Consider the following 21,745-nt stretch of genomic DNA (forward strand, 5'->3'; position numbering starts at 1 on the left):
GTCGGTAGCACGGACTACCGTTCGTTTCGATGGCGAAAATCGGTAGCGCGCAGCCCCCGACGGGATGGATACGTCGACTCGCAGCTCAGTGCTGGATCCATCGCAGAACGGCAGCGGGCGCGCTGGTGGTCACCATGATCGCCGCCGCCATCGACATTTCGTTCCCTCTGCTGACGCGGATCGCAGTGGACGACGCAGGTGCAGGCGACAGCAGTGCGATCAAAGTGGTCGCGTCGGCCATCGCAGGCCTCGCCGTCGTGCGGTTCGGGTGCCAGTACGGTCGGCGGCTTCTGGCGGGCAAGCTGTCGATCGACGTGCAACACGATCTGCGGCTGGGGTTGCTCGGCTCACTGCAACGTCTCGACGGGCGACGCCAGGACGAAATACGCACCGGTCAGGTGGTCTCGCGGTCCATCACCGATCTGCAGCTGGTGCAAGGCCTGCTCGCCATGGTGCCACTGGCAGCGGGCGCTCTGTTGCAGTTCGTCCTCGCGCTGGTCGTGATGGCATACCTTTCCCCGATTCTCACCCTTGTCGCCCTGCTCATCGTGCCTGCGGTGTCGTTGGTGGTGTACCGAATCCGTCCCACTCTTTATGCCGCAACCTGGTCCGCCCAGCAGCGGGCAGCCGATCTCGCTCAGCATGTCGAAGAAACGGTGACGGGTGTTCGCGTCGTCAAAGGCTTCGGCCGCGAATCCTGGGCAGTCGACAGACTGGAGTCACTCGGACGGACACTGTTCGCGGAACGGATGCGGTCCGCCAAGATCAACGCACGATTCTCGCCGTCGATGGCCGCAATACCGCAACTCGGATTGGTCGGGGTCATCGCGCTCGGCGGGTACCTCGCCATGCAGGGGCACATCACCATCGGCACGTTTCTCGCGTTCGCCACCTACGTCGCAACGCTGTCCGCGGTTACCCGAACACTGTCGTCCGTCGTCATCCTTGCGCAGCTGTCGCGCGCCGCAGTCGAGCGTGTCTACGGGGTCATCGACACCGAACCGTCGGTTCCCGAACCCACACACCCTTCTCGGCTGCCCGACGGCCCACTCGGAATCGACCTAGCCGGAGTCACCTTCGGTTTCGAGCCCGACCGCGACGTCTTGAAGTCGTTCGACCTGACCGTCTCAGCGGGCGAAAGTGTGGCAATCGTCGGACGAGCGGGAGCCGGCAAAACTGCGCTGTCGTTGCTTCTCCCCCGCTTCTACAGCGCGCGTGACGGATCGGTCGCGCTCACCGCGGACGGACAGCGATTCGACGTCGATCGTGTGAGCGCCGAGCAATTGCGTGAGGCAGTCGGGTTGGTCTTCGACGAACCGTTCCTGTTCTCGGACACGATCGCCGCGAACATCGCGCTCGGGCGTCCCGACGCCACCGCAGAGGAGATCCGAGATGCCGCCGGGCTAGCGGAGGCCGCCGAGTTCATCGAGGCATTGCCCGAGGGGTACGACTCCATCGTCGGCGAGCGTGGGCTCACGCTGTCCGGCGGTCAGCGCCAACGCATCGCACTTGCCCGGGCACTGCTCACCGATCCGCGAATACTCATACTCGACGACGCAACATCTGCGGTCGACGCCGCAACGGAAGCCAAGATCTTCACCGCGCTCAAGCACCTGCGTCGCCGCACGACGGTCGTTCTCGCGCACCGCCGGTCGACGCTGTCCCTCGCCGACCGTGTCGCAGTGCTCGACGAAGGCCGCATCATCGATATCGGGACCGTCGACGAACTCGACGAGCGATGCCCGCTGTTCCGGCAGCTTCTCGCAGCCGATGTCGACGAGGAATCGGTCTCCTCCGCGCCCGTGCGCTCAGCGGAATCCGACCACGACGACACATCCAGCATTGCCGGTACCGGCAGCATCGGTGGTACCGGCACGCTGTGGCCGGACGCCGACCAGGAGGCCACGGATGCGCAGACGACGCGTACGCAGGTCTCCGGCGGCGGCGGGCCCGTCGCGGGGGCGCTGGGCAACGCAGTCTCGACGCCGGGGCTGCGCGCAGCAGTCGCAGCCCTGCCTCCGGCCGATGAGCACCCGGTGGCCTCGTCGCCCAGCCTTCGCGTGGCAGATCCACATTTTCGAATCTCGCGCCTCCTCTCTCCCGTCCGGACACTTCTGATCGCCGTCGTCGTGCTCCTCGCTCTCGACTCCCTCGCTTCGATCGCATTCCCGTCCATCGTCCGATTCGCAGTCGACGACGGAGTCTCGCGCGGCGATGCGGGCGCGCTGTGGACAGCCACGTCCATCGGCGTCGCACTCGCAGTCGCGGGCTGGTTCGTCATCGCGGCGACGACCACCATCACCGCGCGTGCCGGGGAGCGGGTTCTGTTCGGCCTCCGGGTGAGAAGCTACGCACACATCCAGCGACTCGGTCTCGACTACTACGAACGCGAGCTGTCCGGCCGCATCATGACCCGGATGACGACCGACGTCGACGCGCTGTCCACGTTCATTCAAACCGGTGCGTCGACTGCGGTGGTCAGCCTCATCACCGTGCTCGGGATCTCGGCTGCGCTGCTGATCACGGACTTCGCTCTCGGCCTCGTCGCTCTAGCCGTCGTTCCGCCCTTGATCGTCGCGACCCTCGTCTTCCGCAAGATCTCGTCGGCGGCGTACTCCGAGTCGCGGGAGCGGATTTCCGCCGTCAACGCCGACTTCCAGGAGAACATCGCCGGTCTCCGCTCCGCGCAGGCCTATCGCCGCGAGCAGTTCGCTGCAGACCGGTTCACCCAGCGAGCCGACCGCTACCGCGTCAGTCGCATGCGGTCACAGCGAGCCGTCTCGGTGTTCTTCCCGTTCATCACTTTCCTGTCCGATCTCGCCCTCGCGTTGGTCGTCTTCGTCGGGGCTCATCAGGTCTCCACCGGCAACGCCTCGGCCGGCACACTCGTGGCGTTCGTGCTGTATCTCGGGCTGTTGTTCGGACCGATCCAGCAGCTGTCTCAGGTGTTCGACGGATACCAGCAGGCCCGTGTCGGAGTCAGCCGAATCGGCGATCTGCTTCGAACCCCGAGTTCGATCGATGCCGCCTCCAATTCCGATGCCGCCGCTATCCCCGGCGGCGGCCTTCGAGGCGACCTTCACTTCGACAATGTGGGCTTCAGATATGCCGGATCCGACACCGACGCGCTCACTGAGGTGAATCTCACAATCCCCCAGGGCGCCACCGTCGCGCTCGTCGGTCAGACCGGAGCAGGCAAGTCCACAGTCGTGAAACTGCTCGCACGGTTCTACGATCCGACGACCGGATCGGTTCGCGTCGACGGCACCGATCTCCGGGACTACACGCTCTCGGAGTACCGACACAGACTGGGCGTCGTGCCGCAGGAAGCCCATCTTTTCACCGGCGACGTCGCGTCGAACATTGCGTTCGGCAAGCCGGACGCGTCGCGTACGGAGATCGAGAACGCAGCGCGAGCCGTCGGCGCTCTGGACACCATTGCCGCCCTTCGCGGTGGCATGAGACAGCCTGTCGGCGAACGCGGGCAGGGGCTGTCGGCTGGCCAACGTCAGCTGATCGCGCTGGCCAGAGCCGAATTGGTCGACCCCGATGTGCTGCTCCTGGACGAGGCCACCGCAACTCTCGATCCAGCCACCGAGAGGACGGTCCTCGACGCGAGTCGACGTGTACTCCGCACACGCACCGCCGTGGTCGTCGCCCACCGACTCGCTACTGCAGCCACTGCCGATCTGGTCGTCGTCGTCGACCACGGACGCGTAGTCGAGACCGGCAAGCACGATGACCTGAGAGCGCGCGGAGGCTTCTATGCGCGCTTGTGGGATGCGGCCGAAACATCCGGCAGCGATAATTCGATATACCAAGGAGTCGTCAGTACCAGTTGAAAAGTTACTCGCGAGTACATACCACAGCTACGTCCCGGACGTTCGCTCTACCTCAATGAGGTCTAGCCTGGGGGTGTACGCGCGTTTCATCGGGAACGAAGAGAAGAATCGAGGCGAACTACTGCCGTGAGCAGCAGCTCCACTACCCAATTCGGACAAAATCAATGGCTGGTCGACGAGATGTACCAGCGATTCAAGGACGACCCGTCCTCGGTCGACGCCAGCTGGCACGAATTCCTCACCGATTACGACCCGGACGCGCCGGCGGGTGACGAGACCGCATCAGTTCCGAACGGAAGTGCGCCCGCCGCCAACGGCAAGTCCTCACCCAAGACCGCTGAGCCCAAGAGCGCCGCGCCCAAGGCAGCCGCACCCAAGGCCGAGCCGAAGACCGCCGCCAAGGCTGAGCCGAAGACCGCTGCAAAGCCTGCGGCCGAGGCCGAGGCACCGAAGGCCGCTGCCGAGAAGCCTGCGCCGACCGCGAAGCCCGCTACGTCGAAGGCTGCGGGAGCCAACCCGTCCGCATCCGCTGCGAAGCCCGCTGCCGCTGCCGCTGCCGCAGAGGAATCGTCCAAGGTCCTCCGTGGTGCTGCTGCGGCCGTTGCGAAGAACATGTCGGCGTCGTTGCAGATCCCGACTGCGACCAGCGTCCGCGCAATTCCGGCCAAGCTCATGGTCGACAACCGCCTGGTGATCAACAACCACCTCGCTCGTACGCGGGGCGGCAAGATCTCGTTCACGCACCTGCTCGGCTACGCCATCGTGCAGGCCGTCAAGGCGTTCCCGAACATGAACCGCCATTTCGCCGAGATCGACGGCAAGCCGAACGCGGTCACGCCGGCTGCCACCAACCTCGGTCTGGCAATCGATTTGAAGGGCAAGGACGGCAGCCGCAATCTCGTCGTCGCCGCCATCAAGAACACGCAGGAGTTCTCGTTCACGCAGTTCTACAACGCGTACGAGGACATCGTGCGTCGCGCTCGCGACGGCAAGCTCACCGGTGAGGACTTCCAGGGCGTCACGCTCTCGCTGACCAACCCCGGCGGAATCGGAACCGTGCACTCGGTCCCGCGCCTGATGAACGGTCAGGGCGCCATCATCGGTGCCGGCGCCATGGAGTACCCGGCCGAGTTCCAGGGTGCGAGCGACGAACGTCTCGCCGAACTGGGCGTCGGCAAGCTCATGACGCTGACCTCGACGTACGACCACCGCATCATCCAGGGTGCCGAGTCGGGCGACTTCCTTCGCACGATCCACAACCTGCTGATCTCGGACGAGTTCTACGACGAGATCTTCCACTCGCTCAAGATCCCGTACGAGCCGATCCGCTGGCGCAAGGATCTGCCCGAGGGCACGGTCGACAAGAACACCCGTGTGCTCGAGCTCATCGCGGCGTATCGCAACCGCGGCCACCTCATGGCCGACACGGATCCATTGCAGTTCACGAAGGACAAGTTCCGGATGCATCCGGATCTCGACGTGATCAGCCACGACCTGACGCTCTGGGACCTCGACCGCGAATTCAAGGTCGGCGGATTCCACGGCAAGGACAAGATGCGTCTGCGCGACGTACTCAGCGTCCTACGTGACTCCTACTGCCGCCACGTCGGCGTCGAGTACACCCACATCCTCGAGACCGATCAGGTCGCTTGGCTGCAGGAACGCGTCGAGGCCACCCACGTCAAACCGACTGTGGCACAGCAGAAGTACATTCTGAGCAAGCTCAACGCCGCAGAAGCGTTCGAGACCTTCCTGCAGACCAAGTACGTCGGTCAGAAGCGCTTCTCGCTCGAAGGTGCCGAGTCGGTCATCCCGATGATGGATGCCGTCATCGACCAGAGTGCCGAGCATTCGCTCGACGAGGTCGTCATCGGTATGCCTCACCGTGGCCGTCTGAACGTGCTGGCCAACATCGTCGGCAAGCCGTACTCGAAGATCTTCACCGAGTTCGAGGGCAACATGAACCCGGCTGCCGCTCACGGCTCCGGCGACGTGAAGTACCACCTCGGCGCCGAGGGCACGTACATCCAGATGTTCGGCGAGAACGACATCGCAGTCTCGCTGACCGCCAACCCGTCCCACCTCGAGGCCGTCGACCCGGTCCTCGAGGGACTCGTTCGCGCGAAGCAGGATCTGCTCGACAAGGGTGCCGGCGAAGGCGGATTCTCCGTCCTACCGCTGATGCTCCACGGTGATGCGGCATTCGCAGGCCAGGGCGTCGTCGCGGAAACGCTGAACCTTGCACTGCTGCGCGGTTACCGCACCGGTGGCACCGTGCACATCGTCGTCAACAATCAGGTCGGCTTCACAACCGCACCCGAGCACTCGCGCTCGTCCGAGTACTGCACCGACGTCGCCAAGATGATCGGTGCGCCGATCTTCCACGTCAACGGTGACGACCCGGAAGCATGTGTGCGCGTCGCACAGCTCGCAGTCGACTTCCGCGAGAAGTTCAACAAGGACGTCGTCATCGACATGATCTGCTACCGCAGGCGTGGACACAACGAGGGCGACGACCCCTCGATGACGCAGCCGGCGATGTACGACGTCATCGACACCAAGCGCAGCGTCCGCAAGAGCTACACCGAATCCCTCATCGGTCGCGGCGACATCTCCCTGAAAGAGGCAGAGGACGCACTTCGCGACTACCAGGGCCAGCTCGAACGCGTATTCAACGAGGTTCGCGAGCTCGAAAAGTACACCCCCGAGCCCAGCGAGTCCGTCGAGCTCGATCAGCAGTTGCCTGCCAAGCTCACAACGGCAGTCGACAAGTCGATCCTGCATCGCATCGGCGACGCCTTCCTCGAGGTTCCCGACGGCTTCAACGTGCACCCGCGCGTCAAGCCGGTCCTCGAGAAGCGCCGCGAGATGGCGTACGAGGGCAAGGTCGACTGGGCGTTCGGCGAGCTGCTCGCACTCGGGTCGCTCGTGGACGAGGGACGCAATATTCGTTTCTCGGGCCAGGACACCCGTCGCGGCACGTTCACCCAGCGCCATTCGGTCATCATCGACCGCAAGACGGGCGCCGAGTACACCCCGCTGCACAACATCGGCAGCGAGAACCCCGGCAAGTTCATGGTGTACGACTCCGCGCTCAGCGAGTTCGCGGCTGTCGGATTCGAATACGGCTACTCCGTGGGCAACCCGGACGCACTCGTGTTGTGGGAAGCGCAGTTCGGCGACTTCGTCAACGGCGCTCAGTCCATCATCGACGAGTTCATCAGTTCCGGTGAGGCCAAGTGGGGTCAGCTCTCCGACGTCGTTCTGCTGCTGCCGCACGGCCACGAGGGCCAGGGACCGGACCACACGTCGGGCCGCATCGAGCGCTTCCTGACGCTGTGCGCCGAGGGCTCGATGACCGTCTCCGTTCCGTCGACGCCGGCGAACTACTTCCACCTGCTGCGTCGTCACGCACGCGATGGAATTCGTCGCCCGCTCATCGTCTTCACCCCGAAGTCGATGCTCCGCAACAAGGCCGCGGTGTCCAACATCGAGGACTTCACCGACGGCAAGTTCCACTCGGTGTTCGACGAACCGACCTACGACACCGGCACCGGTGATCGCAGCAAGGTCAAGCGCGTCCTGATGGTGAGCGGCAAGCTCTACTACGAGCTTCTCGCCCGCAAGCAGAAGGACAACCGCGAAGACGTCGCCATCGTGCGCATCGAGCAGCTGTACCCGGTTCCGACCCGTCGGATCACCGAGGCGATCAACAGCTACCCGAACGCCACCGAGTTCCGCTGGGTCCAGGAGGAGCCGGCAAACCAGGGTGCGTGGCCGTTCTTCGGCCTGGCATTCCCGGAGCTCATGCCCGACGTGCTGAGCAACATCAAGCGCGTGTCGCGTCGTGCGATGTCTGCACCGTCGTCGGGTTCGAGCAAGGTGCACGCTGTCGAGCAACTCGAAATCATCGACGAGGCCTTCGCGGGCGTCGGCGAGTAGATCTAGGCAGTTTCACCCGGTTTCGGCCGGAGCGAACGGCGTATTCGGTCACCTCACGGGTGGCTGGGTGCGCCGTTCGGCGTTTCGGGGTGTACCGGGTCGACCGAACGACTCATTCGGTCACTCAGAGTGACCGAATGTCTGTTTCGGTCACTCACAGTCTGTTTCGGTCACTTCGCACCGGGAATCGCACCCATTCCGGCAACCCCAGCCGCAACCGCACTCGTTCCAGACAACCGCTCACGTTGCAACCAGTGCGAACAACCGAAAAGGGTGCGACACAATCATCGGGTGAGCGAATGACTCATTCGGTCACCCCTGAGTCCGAACCCAGCATCGCTCGGATGGTCCATTCATACGAACAGATGGCTACTGCGGTCCATTCAAGCGCGCAGGCAGGCGGACGGCCGAGCGCGCGTGCAGGCAGACGGCCGAGCGTGCGAGCAGGCGGACGGGCACTATTCCGCCGCAGCCCTAGCCCCAGCCCTGCCCTGCCCCTGCCCCGAGGTGCGGCGATCATGTTCGGCGCAAGGGCGACGGCCGGGAGTGCGCCGACGTTGAGCTGAATGAGCTCGTCGCGGGAGATGCTGGGGTCACGGAGCCAGGTGATGGTGGTCTCTTCGACGAAGGCGATCCATCCTCGAACGGCGAGTTCGGTGGTGGGGTTGGCTTCCACGTCGAGCTTGTAGAGGTTGACGACGGTGCGGTCGGCCATTGTGCTTCGTGTCTGTTCGAACACCTCGCGCATGTCCTGGTCGCCGGTGGCCGAGCCTCGCAACAGTGAAATGAACGTGTCGCGGTTCTCGGTGACGTAGTCGACGTAGTTCGCGATGGACTCTCTGAGGATTTCGTACGGATCGAGCGTCATGTCAGGCGCCGTGCGTTCGAGCATCGTCTTGCTCGCTTCGCGCACGATTGCGAGGTGAAAGTCCTGCTTGGACGAGAAGTAGTGGAACAGCAAACCGCGCGACACGCCTGCCTGGTCGGCAATGTCCTCGACCGATATCTGCTCCAGAGGCCGGTCCGCCAGCATTTCCGTGCCGAGCTCGATGAGCTGCGCACGCCGCTCGTCCGGGCTCATGCGCGTTCTCTTGATTGCTGGGTTGTTCACACCGGCCATGCAACCAGCTTACTGAATGTTAGTCAATAACTATTGACTCACACTCAATAAGCTCCTACGCTCACCTGCATGAGTCTTTCCGTAACAGATACTTCGGAGCGCGTGACGGCGCCGCGCCAGGTCGACACAGTCATCATCGGCAGCGGCTTCGCCGGTCTTGGGTTGGCCATCAAGCTGACCCAGAAGGGCAAGAACAACTTCCTGGTACTCGAGCGCGGCAGCGATGTCGGCGGCACGTGGCGTGACAACACGTACCCGGGCGCAGCGTGCGACGTGCCCTCGCACCTGTACTCCTACTCGTTCGCGCTCAACCCCGACTGGACTCGGTCGTTCTCGACTCAGCCGGAGATCCAGAAGTACATCTCGTCGGTCGCCCGTAAGTACAACGTGCTCGACAAGCACGTATTCGACTCCGACGTCACCTCGGTCACCTGGGACGAGAACACCCGCCGCTGGAACATCGTCGCCAGCACCGGCGAATACACCGCGAAGGTTGTCGTGACGGCCGTCGGCGCACTGTGCGAGCCGAACCTGCCCCCGATCAAAGGCATCGAAGGCTTCGAGGGCGACGTCTTCCACTCCGCACAGTGGAACCACGACGTATCGCTCCAAGGCAAGCGCGTCGCCGTCATCGGCACCGGCGCGTCGGCGATCCAGATCGTGCCGGCAATCGCGGACAAGGTGAAGCACCTCGACGTCTACCAGCGCACCGCGCCGTGGATCCTCCCCCGCTTCGACCGTGAGTACACCGGTCTCGAAAAGTTCGCGTTCAAGCGCATTCCCGGATTCCAGCGTCTGTCCCGCACCGCCATCTACGCCGCACGCGAGACACAGGTCGTCGGCCTGGCCAAGAAGCCGGCCCTGATGCGCATCTTCGAGTTGATCGCCAAGCAGCAGATCAACAAGGGCATCACGGACAAGTCGCTGCGCAAGAAGGTCACACCGAACTTCCGCATCGGCTGCAAGCGCATGCTCATCTCCAACGCGTACTACCCAGCGCTCGACCGCGACAACGTCGATCTGGTGACCGACGGCATCGCCGAGGTCAAGGCGAACTCGATCGTCAGCGCCGACGGCACCGAGCGCGAGATCGACGCCCTCGTCGTCGCGACCGGGTTCCACGTCACGGACTCGCCCGCCTACCAGGGCATATACGGAACTGGCGGCAAGACGCTTGCGCAGACGTTCGAGGAAGAAGGCCAGCAGGGCTACAAGGGTGCCGCGGTCGCAGGCTTCCCCAACATGTTCTTCCTCGTCGGACCCAACACCGGCCTGGGACACACCTCGATGGTGTTCATGATCGAGTCGCAGCTCAACTACGTCGTCGATGCGTTGGACACGATCGAAAAGCACGACATCGGACAGATCGAAGTCCGCAAGGACGTGCAGGACGAGTACAACGCCGACCTGCAGAACCGAATGGCGGACAGCGTCTGGATGAACGGTGGTTGCGCCAGTTGGTACTTGGACAAGCACGGGAACAACACCACCCTGTGGCCGGACTTCACGTTCCGATTCCGTGCGATCACCAGAAACTTCGACCTCGCGGCGTACCGTAGCGTCGCGGCAGCCGATCTCCCGACACCAGCCGTCGGCGCCACCACCGACAACGACATCGAGGTAGCAGCACAGTGAGCACAGCATTCGTAGGCAAAGTTGCCGTCGTCACCGGCGCCGGTTCGGGGATCGGCCGCGCGCTGGCCCTCAACCTCGCTCAGCGCGGCGCCAAGTTGGCGTTGTCGGATGTCGATGTGAACGGACTTGCCGAAACGGTCCGTCAGGTCGAAGCCCTCGGCGGCGAGGTGGAATCGCAGTTCCTCGACGTGACGCAGCGTGAGACCGTCCTCGATTACGCCGAGACCGTGAAAACCAGATTCGGCAAGATCAACCAGATCTACAACAACGCCGGTATCGCGTACCACGGTGATGTCGAAGAATCATCGTTCAAGGACATCGAGCGCATCGTCGACGTCGACTTCTGGGGAGTCGTCAACGGCACCAAGGCTTTCATCCCGCACCTGCAGGAGTCGGGCGACGGCCACATCATCAACATCTCCAGCCTGTTCGGGTTGCTGGCCATGCCGTCGCAGGCCGCGTACAACGCAGCCAAGTTCGCCGTTCGCGGATTCAGCGAAGCGCTGCGCATCGAGCTGCTGATCGCCAAGGCGCCGGTAAAGATGACCGTCGTGCACCCGGGTGGAATCAAGACCGCTATCGCACGCAATGCGACAGTCGCCGAGAACTACGACCAGCAGTCGGTAGCCAAGTTCTTCGACTCGAAGCTCGCGAAAACCACTCCCGATCAAGCCGCCAAGACGATCCTCAAAGGCGTCGAAAAGGGCAAGGGACGCGTACTCATCGGTTCCGACGCCATCGCACTGGACCTGCTCCAGCGCATCACCGGCTCGAAATACCAGCGGGTCATCGCGACGATCGCTGGCCGCGCTATGCCGAAGAAGAAGTAGACAGCCGTGAAGTCCTTCTACCTTCCGCTTCCGCTCGTCGCAGCCGCACTGAAGCCGTTCTACCGCGTCGCGTTGTATGCGAAGTTCCCCTTCACGGTCCAACGCACGCTCTTGAACCTCGCCGCACCGATCCAGACGCTGCCGGAAGGCACTGTGGTGCAGCCACTCATGCTCGCCGGACGGCGGGCAGAGCGCGTCACCGTCGGCGCCACCGAACGCACGACCGCGGTGCTCTACCTGCACGGCGGTGCGTACACGATCGGGTCGATGGCCACGCATCGGTCGCTCGCCGCTCACTTGGCTCGCGAATCGTCGAGCGCGGTATACGTTCTCGACTACCGGCTCGCGCCGGAGAACCCGTATCCAGCTGGCCTCAACGACGCCGTCGCGGCCTACCGTGAGCTGATCAAGTCTCACGGCTACTCCGCCGATCGCGTTGCGATCGCAGGTGATTCCGCCGGCGGCGGACTGACCGTCGCTACCGCTCGACACCTCGTCGACGACGGCGTGAGCCCTGCTGCTCTCGGTTTGATCTCACCCTGGGTCGATCCGGGCGCTCGCGACGCACAGTTCGATCGCGACATCGTGGTGAACACGGCGTGGTCCTACGCTGCGGCCGAGGCGTATCTCGGCGACGGCGATCCCCTGGATCAGGGGTTCGCTCCTCTCCAAGGCGATCTCACCGGCCTCCCTCCGATCGTGATGCATGTGGGTACGGCGGAGGTTCTGTACCCGCAGATCGTCGCGTTCCACGAGAAACTACTGCTCTCGGGCGTCGAGGTGAACTACGTCGAGTACGAAAAGTTGTGGCACGTAGCCCATTTGCAGGCGTCGATCCTCCGCGAGGCAGCGCGGGCCGTCCACCATATGGGTTCGTTCCTTGCGGCACGCCTCGACAAGTCAGAGGTTGTGCTCCCCGAGCCAACGCGCAGCGATATCGCCTGAGTCGCCGCCACCGCGGGCCTCGCCGATCATGTCGGCGAGGTCCGCTGTCGTCAGTTCACCGGCGACGACGCTCAGGGTCGCGATAGCCGCGTCGTCCAGTGAGCCGGCGCGAATCAGCGGAACGACGTTCTGCGCAGGAAACACGCTCTCGTCGTCTTCGAGTGTGGTGAGGTCGGCGGCCAACGGCCCGAAAGAGGCCGTCGTGAAGGCCAGCGCCTCGACCTCGCCCGAGTCCAGCGCGTCGACGGCGTCCTGAGCGTTTGCATAGACGGCAATGTCCTCGAACCCAGCTCCCGTTCCGGGCGGCGCCAGACGCATACCGACCTCCAACGGGTCTGGTTTCGGTGGATCGCCGACGACTCCCCACTTCGCAGTTCCACGCTTGTCCACGAAGTCCGAGATCGTCGACAGTTCGGCAAGAGGACCCGTCGGCGACACGGCAAGGGCCGTCCGATCCTCGGCCAGGGCATAGTCGCCCACCGACAACCCCTCGGGCAACGACCTGTTCAGGTCGACGAAGACGTCCTCTGCCTCCGTTGCCCCGGATTGCGAATCGAACTGGTTCAACAACGCCCCGGTGAAGTCGGGCACCAACGTGACCTCGCCGCGGTCGAGAGCCTCCAGATAGTCCGCTCGTCCGCCCAACCCCGACTCGACGTCCACCGTGACACCGGCGGATCGAATGGCGCCTGCGTAGATGTGCGCAAGCAACTGGCTCTCGACGCCGTTGCCAGCGCCTACGATCACCTCGGATCGGCCGGATGGCCCAGCGCTGCAGCCTGCCAGTGCCATGACGAGCACCGACGCACCAGCGAGCCACCTCAGACGCGTCGCAAACACGCTCACTCCGTTCCACCTGCTCGCCGGAGCAGGTTTACCGATTCCGTTCGCCGGGAACTAGAGCGAACGAGCCGATCTTCGTACCAACCCTATGACTATGCTTGTAACTCCTGTTCGTCCACGTCCCAGCGACCCGCCGTCAGCCGCCCGAGAAGCGCTGCCGATCGAAAGGGATCCCCTTGAACGTCTCCAGAACTACGCGAGTCATCGCTGCGCTGTCCGTCTCGGCCATGGCCCTGGCCGCGTGCGGTGGAAACAGCGATCCCCTCTCCTCCGGCGGTGGTGACGACACGAACACCGACCCGAATTCGATCGTCATCGGCTCCGCCAACTTCCCGGAGTCCGAGACCGTCGCCAACATCTACGCAGAAGCATTGCGCGCCAACGGCTTCGAAGTGAGCACCAAGCTCAACATCGGCAGCCGCGAGGCGTACATCCCGGCAGTACGCGACGGATCGATCGACCTCATTCCCGATTACACGGGCAATCTTCTTCAGTACTTGGACGAATCCGCTACCGCGACGTCCTCCGAGGACATTCTCGCGGCACTACCCGAAGCGCTCGGCGACGATCTGACCATCACCGCCCAGGCCCCCGGTGAAGACAAAGACGCCGTCGTCGTGACACGGGCAACCGCGACGGAACGCAATCTCACGACGATCGGCGACCTCGCGCCCTTCTCCGCCGAGCTGAAGTTCGCCGGCACTCCCGAGTTCCAGGAACGTGTTGGAGGTCTGCCGGGGCTCGAGTCCAAGTACGGCCTCGCCATCGCGCCGCAGAACTACGTCTCGATCAACGACGGCGGAGGACCTGCGACGGTGCAGGCACTGGTCAACGGCGATGTCCTGGCTGCCGATATCTTCACGACGGCGCCCTCGATCGCCCAGAACGATCTAGTGGTGCTCGAAGACCCCGAGAACAACTTCGCCGCGCAGAACGTCATCCCCGTCCTGCGTACGTCGAAGCAGTCCGACAAGCTGACCGAGGTGCTCGACGCCGTGTCGGCACAGATCACGACGGACGAGTTGATCGCACTGAACACCTCGGTATCGGGTGACGCCAAGATCGAACCGGCCGCGGCAGCCAAAGCCTGGGTCGCCGACAAGGGACTGGACCAGCCGGTCAGCTGATGATCACATTCGACGGCGTCAACAAGACCTACCCGGACGTTCAGGGTCGTTCCGCAGGCTCCACTCCCGGCCACACGACCGCGGTGGAGAATCTCGATCTCGTGATCGAACCCGAGTCGTTCACCGTGTTCGTCGGACCGTCCGGGTGCGGCAAAACAACGTCGATGCGGATGATCAACCGCATGATCACGCCCACGTCGGGAGTGATCACGGTCGACGGAAAGAACATCGCCGACACCGACGCCGTGAAGCTGCGGCGGGGCATCGGTTACGTCATTCAGAGCGCAGGCCTGCTGCCGCACCGGACGGTCGTCGACAATGTCGCGACCGTGCCGGTGCTGCGCGGCCAGACGAGACGCGCTGCCCGCAAGGAGGCGTTGAGCGTTCTCGAACGCGTCGGCCTCGATCCCGCATTCGCATCGCGGTACCCAGCGCAACTGTCGGGCGGTCAGCAGCAGCGTGTCGGGGTTGCGCGTGCGCTCGCGGCCGATCCGCCCATTCTGCTGATGGACGAGCCGTTCAGCGCGGTGGACCCGGTGGTCCGCGAGGATCTTCAGACCGAAATGCTGCGCCTGCAGGCCGATCTGAAGAAGACGATCGTGTTCGTCACGCACGACATCGACGAGGCCGTCCGCCTGGGCGATCACATCGCAGTCTTCGGCCCGCACGGACGTCTACAGCAGTACGACCGCCCGCAGACAATCCTCGCCTCACCCGCAACACCTTTCGTCGCCGGCTTCGTCGGACGCGATCGTGGGTACCGAGGGCTGTCGTTCCGGTCGGCTCAGTCGGTCACTATGCACCCGATCGACACCGCAACCGAGGACGAGGTGAAACGTCTCCGGTTGGACCGAGGCCAGTGGGTTCTCGTGGTCAGCTCCGAGCGTCGCCCGCTCGGATGGATCGACGCCACCGGGATCGAAAAAGTGCGCGACGGCTTCTCACTCGACGAGAGCACAGCGGCGGGTGGTTCCCTGTTCCTCGAGGGAGGCGACCTGCGTCAAGCACTCGACGCCGCAATCTCTTCGCCGTCGGGAATCGGAGTCGCGGTCGATTCGACCGGGGCGGCCGTCGGCAGCGTCGATGCCGCGGAGATCCTCGAACACCTTGCGGTACAACGCAAGTCCGAGGACGAAGAACGCAACCGTCATCACTTCGAGAAGGATGCCGACCGGTGAAGTGGCTGGTGGACAACTTCGACGTCGTCCTCGGTCTCGCCAAGACACACCTGTACCTCTCACTCGTGCCGGTGCTGATCGGACTCGTCGTCGCCATCCCGGTCGGTACCGTTATTCGGCGTTCGTCGTGGATCCGCAAGATCACTCTGACCGTGGCAAGCGTCGCATTCACCATTCCGTCGCTTGCCCTCTTCGTCGCGGTTCCCGCGATAGTCGGTCTGCCGGTCCTCGATCCGCTGAACGTCGTCATCGCGTTGGCGGTGTATTCGTCCGCACTGCTGATCAGGGCGGTACCGGAGGCGCTGGACTCGGTGCCGTTCGCCGTCGTCGATTCGGCCGAGGCCATGGGCTATTCGCCGCTGCGACGAGCAGTGGCAGTGGAACTGCCACTGTCGCTTCCGGTCCTCATCGCGGGCATCCGAGTCGTCGCCGTCACCAATATTTCGCTGGTATCCGTCGGGTCGGTCATCGGCATCGGCGGCCTCGGTCAGCTGTTCACTCAGGGATATCAGCGTGACTACCCCGACCAGATAGTGGCGGGCATCATCTCCATCGTCTTCCTTGCTCTGGTGTTCGACGCCGCCCTGTACCTGCTCGGCCGTTGGCTCACACCGTGGACCCGGTTGGGAACTACGAAGAAGCCGAGAAGCTCCAACAAGAAGGCCGCGGCATGAACCTGTTCTCGGACGCGTTCTCCTACATCTTCGACGGCGGTAACTGGGCAGGCCCGACCGGAATCGGCGCACGAATCATCGAGCACATTTGGTACAGCCTGCTCGCTGTGCTGATTTCGGCGGCCATCGCTGTCCCGATCGGATTGCTCATCGGTCACCTGCGCCGAGGTGAGGCCTTGGTGGTCGGGTTGGTCAACGCACTTCGATCACTGCCGACCCTGGGAATTTTGGTGTTCCTGGTGCTCGTCATCGGCCTCGGCCTGATGCCCCCGATCATCGCGCTGGTCCTCCTCGGCATTCCCCCGCTGCTCGCCGGAACCTATTCGGGCATAGCGAATGTCGACGCCAATGTCGTCGACGCTGCCCGAGCGATGGGGATGACCGAGCTGCAGGTGCTGTTCCGAGTCGAGATCCCGAATGCCCTGCCGCTCATAGTCGGAGGACTTCGCAACACGACCCTTCAGATCATCGCCACCGCGACCATCGCCGCCTACGTCAACCTCGGCGGGCTCGGGCGCTACATCTTCGACGGCCTTGCTCTCTACGACTACGGCCGCGTGCTCGTCGGCGCGATCTTGGTCGCTGCGCTCACACTCGTCGTCGATTCACTTCTCGCTCTTGCGGTCTGGGCCTCGGTTCCGGGCACCGGACGACTGAGTCGAACATGGAAAGCGCCCCGGACCACCGCCAGGTAAGGCGGGTTCCGGGGCGCTCGTTTTCCCTGTTTCCTACGCGACACCCTCGGCTCGCGCTGCTGCCGCGACTGCGTCCGCAACGGCTGGGGCGACGCGTGGGTCGAGCGGGCTCGGCACAATTTTGTCCGCAGCCAGCTCGTCGCCGAGAACCGAGAGGATTGCCTCGGCAGCGGCGAGTTTCATGCCTTCGGTGATACGTCGCGCTCCGGCGTCGAGCGCGCCTTTGAACACGCCGGGGAAGGCGAGCACATTGTTGATCTGATTCGGGAAGTCACTGCGTCCGGTCGCCACGATCGCGGCGTATTTGGCAGCGGTGTGGGGGTGAATCTCCGGGTCGGGGTTCGACAGCGCGAAGACGATCGACTCGGGAGCCATCGACGCGATGTAGCTCTCGTCGATCTGCCCGGCCGAGACGCCGAGAAACACATCGGCGCCGAGCAAAGCGTCTCCGGCGCTGCCCGAGAGCGCACGCGGATTGGTACGAGCTGCCAGATCGACCTTGACGGAATTGAGGTCGGCGCGATCGGCGGACACGATGCCCTTCGAGTCCAGGACCACCACATCCGAGATTCCCGCCGCGAGGAAGATGTTCGCGCACGCGACGCCTGCTGCTCCGGCGCCGGAGATCACGATCTTCAACTCGGCGATGCTGCGTCCCTGGAACTTCGCCGCGCCGTTCAGAGCCGCGAGGGCGACAATGGCCGTTCCGTGCTGGTCGTCGTGCATGACCGGGCAGTCGAGCGCATCGATGACGCGACGCTCGATCTCGAAGCAGCGGGGAGCGGAGATGTCCTCCAGATTGACGGCACCGAAGCTGTGGCGAAGTCGCACGATGGTATCGACGATCTCGTCGACGTCGTTGGTGTCGAGAACGATCGGGATGGAATTGAGGTCGGCGAACTTCTTGAACAGTGCTGCTTTGCCTTCCATCACGGGAAGAGAAGCGCGTGGGCCGATATCGCCGAGACCGAGCACCGCAGAACCGTCGGAGATAACGGCGACCAGGCGGTTCGTCCAGGTGTACTGCTTGGCCAAATCGGCATCCTGCGCGATTGCCCGGCTGACCTGCGCGACGCCCGGGGTGTAGGCGATGGACAGGTCACGCTGAGTCTCGAGCGGCGCCGCCAATTCGACGGTCAGTTTGCCTCCGACATGGCCGAGGAAAATTTCTTCGTCGGTGATGGCCGGCAGATCTACGGTGTTGCTTGTCGGTTCGGTCACAGTCGTCACGTTATAGCCCCCAGGAAACAATTCGATGAAGATGTCTCCGTGCGCGCCCATCCGCGGCTGCAGAGAAATCGAAATGATGACGTGAGGCGTGTGCGCCGTCGCGTTACGAGCTCGGCGCTGTGGCGCCTGAAGCTGCACTGGGATTCAGTCTGCCACCGGATCGGCGAACTTTGCAAACATCAGCTCCACCACTGCGTCCACAGGAGGATGCCTGCGACCAGGAGGACCAGGATCGATGCGAAGGCCGAGGCGGCTCGTCGACGGTGATCGGCGAAGTGCTGGATCACGATTGCGACGATTGCCGCGGCGATGTGTGCCGCGACCGATACCGCGCCCGGCCCTGGGAACCCTCGCTGGCTACCGAGGTACTGCGCTCCCCCGACGACGACTGCCAGAACGACGAGACCCGCGGTGACGGCCCCACTCAAACCTCGTAGCAACCGTCAGCCTCCCGTGATGAATCCGCGGACGGAATCCGCGATGAGCTGGACCGCGATTGCGGCCAGCAGTAGACCGGCGATCCGGGCGAGCAGTGTGATGCCACCTTCGCCCAGGATGCGGATGAGAACAGTCGAGAATCTGAGAACCAGAAAGAACACCAGGTGGATGGTCACGATGGCGAGTGCGACCGCGATGAGCGATCCGGGATGTCCGTCGGCTTGGCTGACGTAGACGATGACGGCTGCGATCGCGCCAGGGCCCGCCATCAGTGGTGTACCGAGAGGCACGAGGGCGACGTTGACATCCTCCGCCTCGGATCCGCCGCCCGCGCCGCGACCGGTGAGCAGCGACAGCGCGATGATGAGCAGGAGCAGTCCGCCTGCTCCCTGCAAGGCGGGGATCCCGATGTGCAAGTAGTTCAGGATCGCTTGCCCGCCGATGGCGAACACGGTGATGACCGTCAGTGACACCGCGGGTGCCTGCCAGGCGGCCTTGTTTCGCGCTTCTTTGCTCTTTCGTCCCACGAGCGAGAGGAACACCGGGATTGCGCCCGGCGGGTCCATGATCACGAAGAGCGTGATCAGCACCGTGAGGTAGAGCGTCGTATCGAAGCTCACGGCACTCTCGATGCCGCAGCCAGAATTCGGTCGTACTGGTCCACCTCGGTGGTGTGTTCACCGAGCTCGAGGACCTTGTTCTTCCCGTGGTAGTCCGAGGATCCGGTGGCGATGAGGCCCAACTCGTCCGCTAGGTCACTCATGAACCGGGTGTCGTCGGCGTTGTGGTCGGCGTGAAAGACTTCGAGGCCGTCCAGTCCGAGAGTGGCAAGCTCCCTGATCTGGGTGGGGTCGAGCAACCTCCCCCGGCTGCGAGCACGAGCATGTGCGACGACGCTGACTCCGCCGGCGGCCGCGATCATCTCGACCGCGAGTTCGAGGGGCGTGTCGATCTTGGCGACGTAGTAGGGGCTGTCGGTCGCCAGGTGGGAATCGAACGCCTCTTGCACACTCCCGACGATCCCTGCGTCGACGAGCGCTCGCGCCAGGTGCGGGCGACCGGCCGATTCGCCCGTGGCCGCAAGGATCTCGTCGGGCACGATCGCCGGATGGTCCGCGGCGAGCAACTCGGCCATCAGTCGGATCCGCTCAGCTCGTTCGCTTCGGAGCCGTTCGAGCTCACCGGCGAACACCTCGTTGTTCGGGTCGAACAGGTACGCAAGCAGGTGCACCGGTACGGGGTCGCCGTCTTCCCCACGCCCGACGCACGACATTTCCATACCCGGAACGACAACCAGACCGGACGGTGCGGCGCTGAGCGCCTCGTCCCAACCTGCGGTGGTGTCGTGATCGGTGATCGCGACGACGTCGAGCCCCCGATCTCTGGCCGCTCGGACGAGTTCCGATGGACTGTCGGTTCCGTCGGACACCGAGGAGTGGGTGTGGAGATCGATGAGCACGAGAGCCAGTATCGCAGGCGTACGATTCGCCGCATGCCGTCTCTACCGCCGAGGCCGTCGCTTCCGTCGCTTCATGCACTCCGACCGTCCGCTCGCGGCCAGGCCGCCGGGCCCAAAGTTCCGGTTCCCACGGCACGCGCCATCGTCGACTGCGCCGTCTATGTCGAGGGGGCTCGTCTGCCCGGCAGATACACGCATTCGGCTGCCATCGCGGAGGTACGCAAGCGCGGCGAGGGATTCGTCTGGCTCGGACTCCACGCGCCGGACGAGGGGCAGATGAACGGTGTTGCCGAATGCTATGGCCTCCACGAACTCATGGTCGAAGATGCCGTGCACGCGCATCAGCGCCCGAAGCTCGAACGATACGACGACGTCGCGTTTCTCGTCCTGCGTACGGTCAGTTACGTCGAGCACGAATCGGTGACGACGGCCAACGAGATCGTCGAGAGCGGGGAAATCATGGTCTTCCTCGGCCGGGACTTCGTGATCACCGTCCGCCACGGTGAGCATTCGGGCCTGTCCGGAGTTCGCCTGGGACTCGAGGAGCACACCGAACGGCTTGCTCTCGGCCCGTCGGCAGTGTTGCATGCCGTCGCCGACCACGTTGTCGACGAGTATCTGGCGGTGACGAGTTCGATCGAGCGGGACGTCGACGCCATGGAGGAAGAAGTCTTCTCACCCAACCATCACGTGCCGATCGAAAACATCTACCTGCTCAAGCGCGAAGTCGTCGAGCTGCGCCGTTCGGTGTCCCCGCTGTCGACGCCGCTCAGTCAGTTGGTTTCCGGCGTCGACACACCGGTGCCGAAAGCGGTGAGGCGCTACCTGCGAGACGTGCAGGACCACCACACCCTCGTCGCCGAACGGGTGGCCGAGTTCGACGAGGTTCTCAGCTCACTCGTCGACGCGGCGTTGGCGCGGGTGACAATGCAGCAGAACATGGACATGCGAAAGATTTCGGCGTGGGTAGCGATCGCTGCAGTCCCGACGATGGTGGCGGGCATCTACGGTATGAACTTCGACAACATCCCCGAATTGCACTGGAAATACGGGTACTACCTCATGCTCGCGGTGGTCGCATCGTTCTGCGTCGGGCTGTTCGCGACTTTCAGGCGCAACAACTGGCTTTAGCGGACGAGCGCGGCTCTAGAGGTTCACGGCCGATCGGCCGGGGTCTCGCACGTCGATTCCAGCCTCGGTCCACGCCTCACGTAGCGCGTCCGCGCCGCGAAGACGAACCCATGCCGCTTCGGTACCGGTGATGGGCACGACTTCGTAGAACGTCACCGGATCGGCCGGTTCGGGCAGTTCGAGATCGGCGATATCGCTTGTCCCGAGCAGCACCGCGGTGAACGGGGCGCCTACCCACAGCGGCTCGCCGAGATCGAGCAGAGCGTCGCCGACGAACACAACTCCCTCGACGGCCGGGGAGGCTGCAAGAATCGCCAGCTTCTTGTGCACGCCGGACGCGGTTCCGGCGCCGCCGCGAAGCGTGAGCACGAGTTCCGCACGCGGTCCCCTGGACGGATCGGCAACCATGTCGCCTGGATCTGCCATGGGATGCCGCGAGCATCCCAGGCTCACGTATCGGACCAAGTCCTCGTCGCCCGCGGAGAATCTCAGCACGTCGAGCGCTTCGAGACCGAGGAACGTCACCGATGCCGAGGAGGGATTCTCGTCCCCGAGTTCAGCGACGAGATGCGCCCGCACTCGGGCAATTACATTGCCGATGCCACTCTCGCTCACGAAGTCCATCCAACACCACGGCGGCCCGGTAGCGTCGTCCG

Annotated in this window: 16 protein-coding genes and 1 pseudogene; 10 read left to right on the forward strand and 7 right to left on the reverse strand. The window is 64.0% G+C overall.

The window, feature by feature from the left end:
- Positions 1-29: 29 nt before the first annotated feature.
- Positions 30-3,842, forward strand: a complete 3,813-nt coding sequence (locus D8W71_RS23695; protein WP_121117122.1) for an ABC transporter ATP-binding protein — start codon at positions 30-32, stop codon at positions 3,840-3,842.
- 126 nt (positions 3,843-3,968) lie between these two features.
- Positions 3,969-7,784: a multifunctional oxoglutarate decarboxylase/oxoglutarate dehydrogenase thiamine pyrophosphate-binding subunit/dihydrolipoyllysine-residue succinyltransferase subunit gene (locus D8W71_RS23700; RefSeq protein ID WP_121117124.1), complete on the forward strand. Its 3,816-nt coding sequence runs from the start codon at positions 3,969-3,971 to the stop codon at positions 7,782-7,784.
- 508 nt (positions 7,785-8,292) lie between these two features.
- Here the strand turns inward: D8W71_RS23700 and D8W71_RS23705 are convergent.
- Positions 8,293-8,904 (reverse strand): annotated as a pseudogene (locus D8W71_RS23705) (TetR/AcrR family transcriptional regulator); the annotation flags it as partial.
- Positions 8,905-8,973: 69 nt separating this feature from the next.
- Between D8W71_RS23705 and D8W71_RS23710 the strand changes: the two are divergent.
- From D8W71_RS23710 to D8W71_RS23720, 3 genes are read left to right on the forward strand one after another with little or no spacing between them, the layout of a single operon-like run.
- Positions 8,974-10,539, forward strand: coding sequence for a flavin-containing monooxygenase (locus D8W71_RS23710; protein WP_121117126.1), 1,566 nt, complete (start codon positions 8,974-8,976; stop codon positions 10,537-10,539).
- Positions 10,536-11,369 carry an SDR family NAD(P)-dependent oxidoreductase gene (locus D8W71_RS23715; protein WP_121117128.1) on the forward strand — a complete coding sequence of 278 codons (834 nt, stop codon included), beginning with the start codon at positions 10,536-10,538 and terminating at the stop codon, positions 11,367-11,369. Before D8W71_RS23710 ends, D8W71_RS23715 begins: the two co-directional genes overlap by 4 nt.
- Before the next feature lie 6 nt (positions 11,370-11,375).
- Positions 11,376-12,314 carry an alpha/beta hydrolase gene (locus D8W71_RS23720; RefSeq protein WP_121117130.1) on the forward strand — a complete coding sequence of 313 codons (939 nt, stop codon included), beginning with the start codon at positions 11,376-11,378 and terminating at the stop codon, positions 12,312-12,314.
- Here D8W71_RS23720 and D8W71_RS23725 read toward each other — a convergent pair.
- Positions 12,270-13,160: a glycine betaine ABC transporter substrate-binding protein gene (locus D8W71_RS23725; RefSeq protein ID WP_236077589.1), complete on the reverse strand. Its 891-nt coding sequence runs from the start codon at positions 13,158-13,160 to the stop codon at positions 12,270-12,272. The two genes, D8W71_RS23720 and D8W71_RS23725, sit on opposite strands and share 45 nt — an antisense overlap.
- Before the next feature lie 224 nt (positions 13,161-13,384).
- Here D8W71_RS23725 and D8W71_RS23730 point away from each other — a divergent pair, with 224 nt between their 5' ends.
- Genes D8W71_RS23730 through D8W71_RS23745 form a run of 4 tightly spaced genes read left to right on the forward strand, consistent with a single transcriptional unit; the run spans position 13,385 to position 16,831 of the window.
- Positions 13,385-14,284 carry an ABC transporter substrate-binding protein gene (locus D8W71_RS23730; RefSeq protein WP_121119834.1) on the forward strand — a complete coding sequence of 300 codons (900 nt, stop codon included), beginning with the start codon at positions 13,385-13,387 and terminating at the stop codon, positions 14,282-14,284.
- A complete protein-coding gene (locus D8W71_RS23735; protein ID WP_121117132.1) occupies positions 14,284-15,462 on the forward strand; it encodes an ABC transporter ATP-binding protein in 1,179 nt (392 codons plus the stop codon). Before D8W71_RS23730 ends, D8W71_RS23735 begins: the two co-directional genes overlap by 1 nt.
- Positions 15,459-16,136: an ABC transporter permease gene (locus D8W71_RS23740; protein WP_121117134.1), complete on the forward strand. Its 678-nt coding sequence runs from the start codon at positions 15,459-15,461 to the stop codon at positions 16,134-16,136. The genes D8W71_RS23735 and D8W71_RS23740 overlap by 4 nt, the downstream gene beginning before the upstream one ends.
- Positions 16,133-16,831 carry an ABC transporter permease gene (locus tag D8W71_RS23745; RefSeq protein WP_121117136.1) on the forward strand — a complete coding sequence of 233 codons (699 nt, stop codon included), beginning with the start codon at positions 16,133-16,135 and terminating at the stop codon, positions 16,829-16,831. The genes D8W71_RS23740 and D8W71_RS23745 overlap by 4 nt, the downstream gene beginning before the upstream one ends.
- 33 nt (positions 16,832-16,864) lie before the next feature.
- On the opposite strand, the gene D8W71_RS23750 is transcribed toward D8W71_RS23745, so the two are convergent.
- From D8W71_RS23750 to D8W71_RS23765, 4 genes are all read right to left on the reverse strand, one after another.
- Positions 16,865-18,061 (reverse strand): NAD(P)-dependent malic enzyme, encoded by a 1,197-nt coding sequence (locus tag D8W71_RS23750; RefSeq protein WP_121119836.1) that lies wholly within the window; start codon positions 18,059-18,061, stop codon positions 16,865-16,867.
- A 179-nt stretch (positions 18,062-18,240) separates the two neighbouring features.
- Positions 18,241-18,489: a hypothetical protein gene (locus D8W71_RS23755; protein ID WP_121117139.1), complete on the reverse strand. Its 249-nt coding sequence runs from the start codon at positions 18,487-18,489 to the stop codon at positions 18,241-18,243.
- Positions 18,490-18,504: 15 nt separating this feature from the next.
- A complete protein-coding gene (locus D8W71_RS23760) occupies positions 18,505-19,119 on the reverse strand; it encodes a MarC family protein (RefSeq protein WP_121117141.1) in 615 nt (204 codons plus the stop codon).
- Positions 19,116-19,958: a PHP domain-containing protein gene (locus D8W71_RS23765; protein ID WP_121117143.1), complete on the reverse strand. Its 843-nt coding sequence runs from the start codon at positions 19,956-19,958 to the stop codon at positions 19,116-19,118. Before D8W71_RS23765 ends, D8W71_RS23760 begins: the two co-directional genes overlap by 4 nt.
- A 33-nt stretch (positions 19,959-19,991) precedes the next feature.
- On the opposite strand from D8W71_RS23765, the gene D8W71_RS23770 reads away from it, so the two are divergent.
- Complete coding sequence (locus D8W71_RS23770; protein WP_201265175.1) at positions 19,992-21,089, forward strand: magnesium and cobalt transport protein CorA; 1,098 nt, start codon at positions 19,992-19,994, stop codon at positions 21,087-21,089.
- A 15-nt stretch (positions 21,090-21,104) separates the two neighbouring features.
- Here the strand turns inward: D8W71_RS23770 and D8W71_RS23775 are convergent, their stop codons facing one another.
- Positions 21,105-21,713 carry a suppressor of fused domain protein gene (locus tag D8W71_RS23775; RefSeq protein ID WP_121117147.1) on the reverse strand — a complete coding sequence of 203 codons (609 nt, stop codon included), beginning with the start codon at positions 21,711-21,713 and terminating at the stop codon, positions 21,105-21,107.
- Positions 21,714-21,745 lie beyond the last annotated feature (32 nt).

This window comes from Rhodococcus sp. P1Y, assembly GCF_003641205.1.
GTDB lineage: Bacteria > Actinomycetota > Actinomycetes > Mycobacteriales > Mycobacteriaceae > Rhodococcoides.

What these genes read in the sequence shown, in the direction of transcription:
- D8W71_RS23695 (WP_121117122.1), top strand. Translation starts at nt 30, where the DNA reads ATGGCGAAAATCGGTAGCGCGCAGCCCCCGACGGGATGGATACGTCGA.
- D8W71_RS23710 (WP_121117126.1), top strand. Translation starts at nt 8,974, where the DNA reads ATGAGTCTTTCCGTAACAGATACTTCGGAGCGCGTGACGGCGCCGCGC.
- D8W71_RS23730 (WP_121119834.1), top strand. Translation starts at nt 13,385, where the DNA reads ATGGCCCTGGCCGCGTGCGGTGGAAACAGCGATCCCCTCTCCTCCGGC.
- D8W71_RS23735 (WP_121117132.1), top strand. Translation starts at nt 14,284, where the DNA reads ATGATCACATTCGACGGCGTCAACAAGACCTACCCGGACGTTCAGGGT.
- D8W71_RS23745 (WP_121117136.1), top strand. Translation starts at nt 16,133, where the DNA reads ATGAACCTGTTCTCGGACGCGTTCTCCTACATCTTCGACGGCGGTAAC.
- D8W71_RS23770 (WP_201265175.1), top strand. Translation starts at nt 19,992, where the DNA reads ATGCCGTCTCTACCGCCGAGGCCGTCGCTTCCGTCGCTTCATGCACTC.
- D8W71_RS23775 (WP_121117147.1), bottom strand. Translation starts at nt 21,713, where the DNA reads ATGGACTTCGTGAGCGAGAGTGGCATCGGCAATGTAATTGCCCGAGTG.